Below are 7,560 nucleotides of genomic sequence, written 5' to 3'. Positions count from 1 at the left end.
GGGCGTCGTTGGAGGTGGTCGAGGCGCACCCGCACGCCGCCGAGATCTACCAGAACGACGTCAACTACCTGCTGGGGATCGAACGCTTCAGCTACCTGCGCAACGCCGGCCGCCAGGTGCAGGACACCTGGCTCAAGGTGATCGAGGCCGGCGTCGCCGAAGGCGTGTTCCGCGGCGACCTGGACGCGAAGATCCTCTACCGGCTGATGCGGGACGCGGTGTGGCTGTCGGTGCGCTGGTTCAAGCCGAGCAAGGGGTACCCGATCGCCAAGCTGGCCGAGGACGCCACCTCGCTCTTCCTGGACGGCCTCACCGCCAAGGGCGACTGAGCGCGGGCGGCGCCGGGATTACCGGGGCCGCCCGCCCCGCTCAGGAGAGCCGCTCCAGCACCATCGCCATCCCCTGGCCGCCCGCGGTGCACATGGTCTCCAGGCCGAACTGCTGGTCACGGAAGCGCAGCCCGTTGATCAGAGTGGTGGCGATCCGGGCTCCGGTCATGCCGAACGGGTGACCGAGCGCGATCGCTCCGCCGTGCACGTTGACCCGCTCCAGGTCGACGCCGAGCATCCGGCAGGACGGGATGACCTGCGCCGCGAACGCCTCGTTGATCTCGACGAGGTCGATGTCCCGGATGGACATCCCCGCGTTCGCCAACGCTCGCCGGCTCGCCTCCACCGGCCCCAGGCCCATGATCTCCGGGCTGAGCGCGGAGACGCCGGTGGCCACGATCCGCGCCAGCGGGGTGATCCCGAGCTGGCGCGCCCAGACGTCGCTCATCACCACCAGCGCGGCGGCACCGTCGTTGAGCGGGCAGCAGTTGGCCGCGGTGACCGTCCCGTCGGGACGGAACGCCGGTTGCAGGGCGCTCACCTTCTCCAGGGTCACCCCGGCGCGTGGCGAGTCGTCCCGGCTCACCAGGGTGCCGTCGGGCAGCGCCACCGGCGTGATGTCGATCTCCCAGAAGCCGGCGGCCGCCGCCTGCTCGGCCAGGTTCTGGCTGCGTACGCCGAACTCGTCCTGCTCGCGGCGGCTGACGTCGTACCGCTGGGCGACGTTCTCCGCGGTCTGCCCCATGGCGATGTAGACGTCGGGCTCCTCGCCGGTCTCGCGCGGGTCGCGCCAGACCTCGGCGCCGCCGCGGGCGCGTCGGGCGGTTCGCTCCTCGGCGGCGGCGTACCGGCTGTTGTGGGTCCCCGGCGCGCCGTCGGACTTGCCCCGGTCGTAGCGGGAGACGACCTCCACCCCGGCCACCGCGAAGGCGTGTCCCTCGCCCGCCCTGATCGCGTGGAAGGCCATCCGGGTGGCCTGCAGGGAGGAGGCGCAGTAGCGCTGCACCACGGTCCCGGGCACGTCGTCGAGTCCGAGCTGGAGCGCGACCATCCGGCCGAGGTTGTACCCCTGCTCGCCGGCCGGCTGCGCGCAGCCGACCACCACGTCATCGAGGTCGTGCGGATCCAACGCGGGCACCTGCGACAACGCCGCCCGCATCATGGCGGCGGCGAGATCATCGGCCCGCATCTCGGTCAATGACCCCTTGTACGCCCGCCCGATCGGCGAACGGGCCGCGGCCACGATCACGGCTTCTGGCACAGATGCCCCCTACTCGTCGGCCGATCAGTCGCCGTGGTGTCGCGCCCGTCGCCGAAGTGGGCGGGGATCGGGCGGCCTCCAGTCGGGCGGATCAGCTCCTACCCTTAACCTAACAAGCGCTTGGTTTAGGAGTCAACGCGTCCGGCGTCACAGCCCGGCCCGCGCGGCGATCACCCGCCGCAGCGCCACCTCGTCCCCGAGCAGCAGCCGGTTCGCGGTCGCCCGCTTGAAATACAGGTGGGCGTCGTGCTCCCACGTGAAGCCGATGGCGCCGTGCAGCTGGATGCTCTCCGCGGTCACCGCGTAGGCGGCCCGGGTGGCAACCAGCTTCGCCAGCGGCGCGGCGATCGTGAACTCCTCGGTGCCGGCCACCCGCAGCGCGTACCAGGCGCTGGAGGTCGCCGCCTCCACGGCCACGGCCAGCTCGGCGACCCGGTGCCGCAGCGCCTGGAAGTGCGCCAGCGGCACACCGAACTGCTGCCGCGTCCTCAGGTAGTCGACCGTCAGCTCCAGGCTGGCCCGGGCGACGCCGACCGACTCGACGGCGAGCGCCGCCCACAGCAGCTCCACGGCACGCCGCACGTCGCGCCCGACCAGCGACGCCGGGACCGCCTCGAACTCCAGCCGGGCCTGCCGCCGCGTCGGGTCCAGCGTGTCGTGCGGCGTGCACCGGAGGTCCGCGGCGCGGACGGCGTACAGGCCCGGCTCGCCGTCGCAGACCGCGGCGACGACGACCACGTCGGCGATCGCGCCGTCGAGGACGTGCTCCTTGACCCCGTCGAGGACGTAGCCGTCGCCGCTGCGCCGGGCGGTGCAGGCCCAGCGATCCGGCGTCCAGCCCGCGCCGGGTTCGGCCAGCGCCAGCGTGACGATGACGCTGCCGTCAGCCAGCCTGGGCAGCAGGTCGGCGGCCAGCGCCGGGTCGACGGCTGCCGCGGCCGTGACCGTGGAGAGGTACGGCGCGGGCAGCAACACCCGTCCGGCCTCCTCCAGGACGATGCCGACCTCCACCTCGGAGGCGCCGAACCCGCCGTGTTTCTCGTCGATCGCCAGCGCGGTGACCCCCAACTCGCCGGCGAGGCGCCGCCAGAGCTCGGCGTCGAAGCCGTCCGCGGCGCGCACCCGCGCGGAGGTGGCGTGCCGGGTCAGGAAGGCCCGCACCGTGTCGCGCAGGTCCGTCTGCTCGGCGGTGAATCCGAATTCCACCCGCTCCCCCTAGCTCCGCGGCACCCGGCCGAGCAGCCGGTCGGCGATGATGTTGCGCTGGATCTCGTTGGATCCGCCGTAGATGGTGTCGGCCCGGGTGTAGAGGAACAGGCGCTGGGCGTCACTGAGGCCGCCGTCGGCGAGCGTGGCCGTCGGCCCGACCGCGGTCATCGCCAGTTCGCCGAGGCGCTGGTGCCACGGCGCCCAGAGCAGCTTGGAGACCGACGCCTCCACCCCGGGCAGGTCCCCCGCCGGCGTACCGAGGGTGCGCAGCGCCTGGTGGCGCAGGGTCTGCAGGCCCACCCACGCGTCCACGGCCGCGTCCCGCCACACCGGGTCGTCGTACGCCCCACTGGCCCGGGCCGCGGCGAACACCTCGTCCAACTCGCGGGCGAAACCGAGCTGCTGACCGAGGGTGGCCACGCCCCGTTCGAACGCGAGCGTCCCGGTAGCCACGCGCCAACCGTCGCCCGGCGCGCCGACGATGTTCTCCGCCGCGGTCACCGCGCCGTCGAAGAAGACCTCGTTGAACTCCGACGTTCCGGTGATCTGCGTGATCGGACGGACCTCGATGCCCGGCTGGTCCATCGGCACCAGCAGGTACGACAGCCCGCGGCGCTTGGGCGCGTCCGGGTCGGTGCGGGCCAGCACGAAGCACCAGTCGGCGACGTGCGCCAGCGACGTCCACACCTTCTGTCCGGTGACCCGCCAGACGTCGCCGTCGCGGACCGCCCGGGTCTGCACCGAGGCCAGATCGGAACCGGCGTTCGGCTCCGAGTAGCCCTGGCACCAGAACTCGGTGGCAGCGGCGATCGACGGCAGGAACCGCCGCTGCTGCTCCTCGGTGCCGAACGCGATCAGCGTGGGGGCGAGCAGGTACTCACCCATGTGGCTCAACCGCCCGGGGCCACCGACCCGGGCGTACTCCTCGAAGAAGATCACCTGCTGGGCGATCGTCGCGCCGCGCCCACCGTGGGCCTCGGGCCAGCCCAGCCCGATCCAGCCGGCCGCGCCGAGCTCGTGCTCCCAGCGCGTACGCAGCTCGATATTCTCGTGCTCCCGACCAGGACCGCCGGAGCCGACCAGCGCGGCGAACTCCCCGGTCAGGTTTGCCGCGAGCCACTCCCGGACGCGCCGGCGGAACTCGGCGTCCGGCAGGTTGGGGATATCGTCGACCGCAGGCATCTCAGGCTCCGTAGACCGGGGCCGGGACCGGGGCCTTGCGGATCAGGTCGCGGATGACCGGACCCAGCTCGTCGGGGCGCCACCGCCGGCCGGCGTCGATCGCCTCGCCGTGCTGCCAGCCGTCGGCGACGCTGACCGCCCCGCCCGCGACCTCGAAGACCCGGCCGCTGACGTCCCCGGACTCCTCGCCGGCCAGCCAGACCACGAGCGGCGAGACGTTCTCCGCCGCCATCGCGTCGAAGCCCTCGCCCGGCGTGCGCATGGCGTCGGCGAAGACGGCCTCGGTCATCGCGGTCCGGGCCGACGGGGCGATCGCGTTGACGGTGATGCCATAACGCGCCAGCTCCGCCGCCGCGACGACGGTGAGCGCCGCGACGCCGGCCTTGGCCGCCGCGTAGTTGCTCTGCCCGACGCTGCCCATCAGGCCGGCGCCGGAGCTGGTGTTGACCACCCGGGCCGCCACCGGCTGGCCAGCCTTGGCCCGGTCCCGCCAGTACGCCGCGGCGTGCCGCAACGGCGCGAAATGCCCCTTGAGATCGACCCGCAGCACCTCGTCCCACTCCGCCTCGGAGAGGTTGACCAGCATCCGGTCGCGCACCAGGCCGGCGTTGTTGACCAGCGCGTCCAGTCGGCCGTAGGTCTCCACGGCGAGCCCGATCAGCGACCGGGCGTAGTCCCAGTCGGCGACGTCGCCGGTGCTCGCCACGGCGGTTCCGCCCGCGGCCCTGATCTCACGGACCACGTCGGCGGCCGCCGGGCCGACGTCGTTGACCACTACGCGGGCGCCCTCGGCAGCGAACGCCAGGGCGTGCGCCCGCCCGAGCCCCTGCCCGGCGCCGGTCACCACGACCACTCGTCCCGATCCGCTCATCGCCACCCTCCTGTGAGATCCCGCCAGCCCCTGCGCTGCCCGGGCCGCCCGCCCGCCGTCGACGGCGGACCATGGGGTCGTTGTCTTCCGTGAGCCGGGCGGCCCGATTCCGCCGCGCTAGCCTACCAAGTGCTTGCTTGGTAGCCTAGCCCGGTGATCGATGACTTCTCGAAACGTCCCGGCGCCGCCCTGGTGGTCGGCGCGACCGGCGGCATCGGACGCGCCGTCGCCCGGATGCTCGCCGCGCGCGGCAGCGCGGTCGCCCTCACATACCGCCGGAACGCCACCGCGGCGGGCGAACTCGCCGACGAACTCACGCGCGCCGGAGTCTGGCCGCTCGACCTCACCGACGCGCACGCCTGCGCGGCGGTGCTCGCCGAGGCCGCCGGGCACTTCGGGGGGCTGCACACGGTGGTCTACGCCGCTGGGCCGCACGTACCCATGGTCCACCTCAGCCGGGTCGACCCGGCGACCTTCCGCGCCCAACTGGAACAGGACACCGTCGGCTTCTTCCACCTGATGCACGCCGCGCTGCCGCACCTGCGGGACAGCCGCGGCAGCCTGATCGCCGTCACCACCGCCGCCACCCGGCGCTACCCCATCCGCGACGGCCTCTCCGCCGGCCCGAAGGGCGCGGTCGAGGCGCTGGTCCGGGGCGTGGCCGCGGAGGAGGGAAGGTACGGCGTCCGCGCCAACTGCGTGGGCCCCGGGATGCTGACCGACGGCATGGCCGCCCGGCTGATCGCCTCAGGCGACCTCGACGAGCGGGCGCTGGCGGTCACCCGCGGCAACATCCCGCTGCGCCGCTTCGGCACCGCCGACGACATCGCCGAGGCGGTCTGCTTCCTGGCCAGCGACCGGGCCGGCTTCATCACCGGCCAGCAACTCGACGTCGACGGCGGCTACACCGTCTGAACCCCGCACCGGGCCGCGCGGGTAGGGCAGGCCTGCCCGCGCCCCCGAAGACCACCCCGGGCGGGCGGTCCCGGATCAGCCCGCGGTGCCTCAGGTCAGGCCGGTGCGGCCAGCCGGAACTTCTGGATCTTCCCACTCGGCGTCCTGGGGAACTCGTCGACGATCGACACCCGGCGCGGCACCTTGTAGTTGGCCATCTTGTTCCGGCAGAACGCGATCAACTCCGCCGGCGTGAGGGTGCTGCCCCGCTTCGGCAGCACGTACGCGTGGCCCACCTCGCCCATCCGGGCGTCCGGCATGCCGACCACGGCCACGTCCGCGACCGCCGGATGCTCGGCGATCAGCCGCTCCACCTCCGCCGGGTAGACGTTGAAACCGCCGACCACGAACATGTCCTTGATCCGGTCGGTCACCCGCAGATAGCCGTCCTCGTCGAGCCAGCCGACGTCGCCGGTGTGCAGCCAGCCGTCGCGGTCGATCGCCTCCGCGGTCGCGGTCGGGTCCTCGAAGTAGCCGATCATCACGTTGTAGCCGCGCACCACGACCTCGCCCGACTCACCGGGGGCCAGCAGCCGGCCCAGCGGGTCCATGACGGCGACCTCGGTGCCGGGGATCGCCTTCCCGCAGCTGGTCGAGAGGCGATGCTGGTCGGTGTCCGGCGGGCAGACGGTCGCCGTGCCGCAGCACTCGGTCAGCCCGTACGCGGTGATCACGGTCTCGAAGCCGAGGTCCCGGCGCATCCGCTCGAGCAGCGGCACCGGCACCACGGTGGCGCCCGTGACCGCCAGCCGCACCGAGCTCAGGTCGTACTCGCCGAACCGCGGCGACTCCAGGATCGAGGTGTAGACGGTCGGTGCGCCCGGGAAGACGGTGATCCGCTCGCGCTGGATGAGGTCCAAAGCGTGCTCCACGTCGAACACGGCCATCGGCACCATCGTCGCCCGGCGGATCAGGCAGGCGAGCAGCCCGGCCCGGTAACCGAAGCTGTGGAAGAACGGATTGACGAGCAGGTACCGGTCCTCGCGCCGCAGCCCGACCATGTCCGACCAGGCCTCGTCCACCCGCAGGTTGGAGCCGTGCGTGACCATGGCGCCCTTGGGGTAGCCGGTGGTGCCCGAGGTGAAGAGGATGTCCGCGACATCGTCCGCGCGCAGCTCGGCGATCCGCCGGTCGATCTCGGCTGCCGGAGTCGCCTCGGCGCTGGCCAGAAAGTCGTCGAAGGAGACGGCCACCGCGTCGTCGGTGGCGGCCATCGTGACGACGGTACGCAGGTGCGGCAGCGCCGGGACGGGTAGCCCGTCGGCCGGCGGGCGCGGGTCGTCGCCGCGCACCGCAGCGAGGTAGTTGTTGCCGAGGAAGTCGTCGTCGACGATCAGCAGGTCGGCCCGGACCCGGCCGATCGCGTACCGGGCCTCCTCGCCCTTGAACCGGGTGTTCACCGGCACCAGGATCCCGCCGGCCGCCAGGATGCCCAGGGCGGCGATGATCCAGCGGCTGGAGTTCGGCGCCCAAACGACGGCCCGGTCGCCCGGTTGCAGGCCGTGCGCCGCCGCGGCCCGCGCGAAGCGGGTGGCTTCGGCGTCGAGCTGGGCGTAGGTCAGCCGTACGTCGCCGTCGACGACGGCCTCGACGGAGGCGGCGTCGGCCGCCGCCGCCCGCAGACACGCGGGAATCGTCGTCAGGTCAGCTTGATCCGCGGTCGCCACGCACGCCTCCATGCCTCGGGGCCGGGTCGTCGGCACGAGCCTAGCGGGCCAACCAAGCGCTTGCTAGAGTGACTCGGGTGTTGATGC

At 73.0% G+C, this 7,560-nt stretch carries 6 protein-coding genes and 1 pseudogene; 2 read left to right on the top strand and 5 right to left on the bottom strand.

Going from position 1 to position 7,560, the window contains the following annotated elements; all coding sequences use genetic code 11:
* A pseudogene (locus FXF52_RS42035) lies at nt 1-329 on the top strand (hypothetical protein); the annotation flags it as partial.
* Between the two features lie 40 nt (nt 330-369).
* Here the strand turns inward: FXF52_RS42035 and FXF52_RS33045 are convergent.
* The 4 genes from FXF52_RS33045 to FXF52_RS33030 all read right to left on the bottom strand — a co-directional run bounded on the left by FXF52_RS33045 (nt 370) and on the right by FXF52_RS33030 (nt 4,852).
* Nucleotides 370-1,590, bottom strand: coding sequence for an acetyl-CoA C-acetyltransferase (locus tag FXF52_RS33045; RefSeq protein WP_148803025.1), 1,221 nt, complete (start codon nt 1,588-1,590; stop codon nt 370-372).
* A gap of 147 nt (nt 1,591-1,737) precedes the next feature.
* A complete protein-coding gene (locus FXF52_RS33040; protein ID WP_148803023.1) occupies nt 1,738-2,796 on the bottom strand; it encodes an acyl-CoA dehydrogenase family protein in 1,059 nt (352 codons plus the stop codon).
* A 9-nt stretch (nt 2,797-2,805) separates the two neighbouring features.
* Nucleotides 2,806-3,954, bottom strand: coding sequence for an acyl-CoA dehydrogenase family protein (locus FXF52_RS33035; RefSeq protein ID WP_222870814.1), 1,149 nt, complete (start codon nt 3,952-3,954; stop codon nt 2,806-2,808).
* A 28-nt stretch (nt 3,955-3,982) separates the two neighbouring features.
* Nucleotides 3,983-4,852, bottom strand: a complete 870-nt coding sequence (locus tag FXF52_RS33030; protein ID WP_148803019.1) for an SDR family oxidoreductase — start codon at nt 4,850-4,852, stop codon at nt 3,983-3,985.
* 153 nt (nt 4,853-5,005) lie between these two features.
* On the opposite strand from FXF52_RS33030, the gene FXF52_RS33025 reads away from it, so the two are divergent.
* Nucleotides 5,006-5,767, top strand: a complete 762-nt coding sequence (locus FXF52_RS33025) for an SDR family NAD(P)-dependent oxidoreductase (protein ID WP_222870813.1) — start codon at nt 5,006-5,008, stop codon at nt 5,765-5,767.
* Nucleotides 5,768-5,862: 95 nt separating this feature from the next.
* Here the strand turns inward: FXF52_RS33025 and FXF52_RS33020 are convergent, their stop codons facing one another.
* Nucleotides 5,863-7,473, bottom strand: coding sequence for a FadD3 family acyl-CoA ligase (locus tag FXF52_RS33020; RefSeq protein WP_255472584.1), 1,611 nt, complete (start codon nt 7,471-7,473; stop codon nt 5,863-5,865).
* Nucleotides 7,474-7,560 lie beyond the last annotated feature (87 nt).

Origin of the sequence: Micromonospora sp. MP36, from assembly GCF_008119785.1 — a bacterium.
Taxonomy (GTDB): domain Bacteria; phylum Actinomycetota; class Actinomycetes; order Mycobacteriales; family Micromonosporaceae; genus Micromonospora.
The sequence above is the reverse complement of the archived record's forward strand: the minus strand, read 5'-3'. Positions and strand labels throughout refer to the sequence as shown.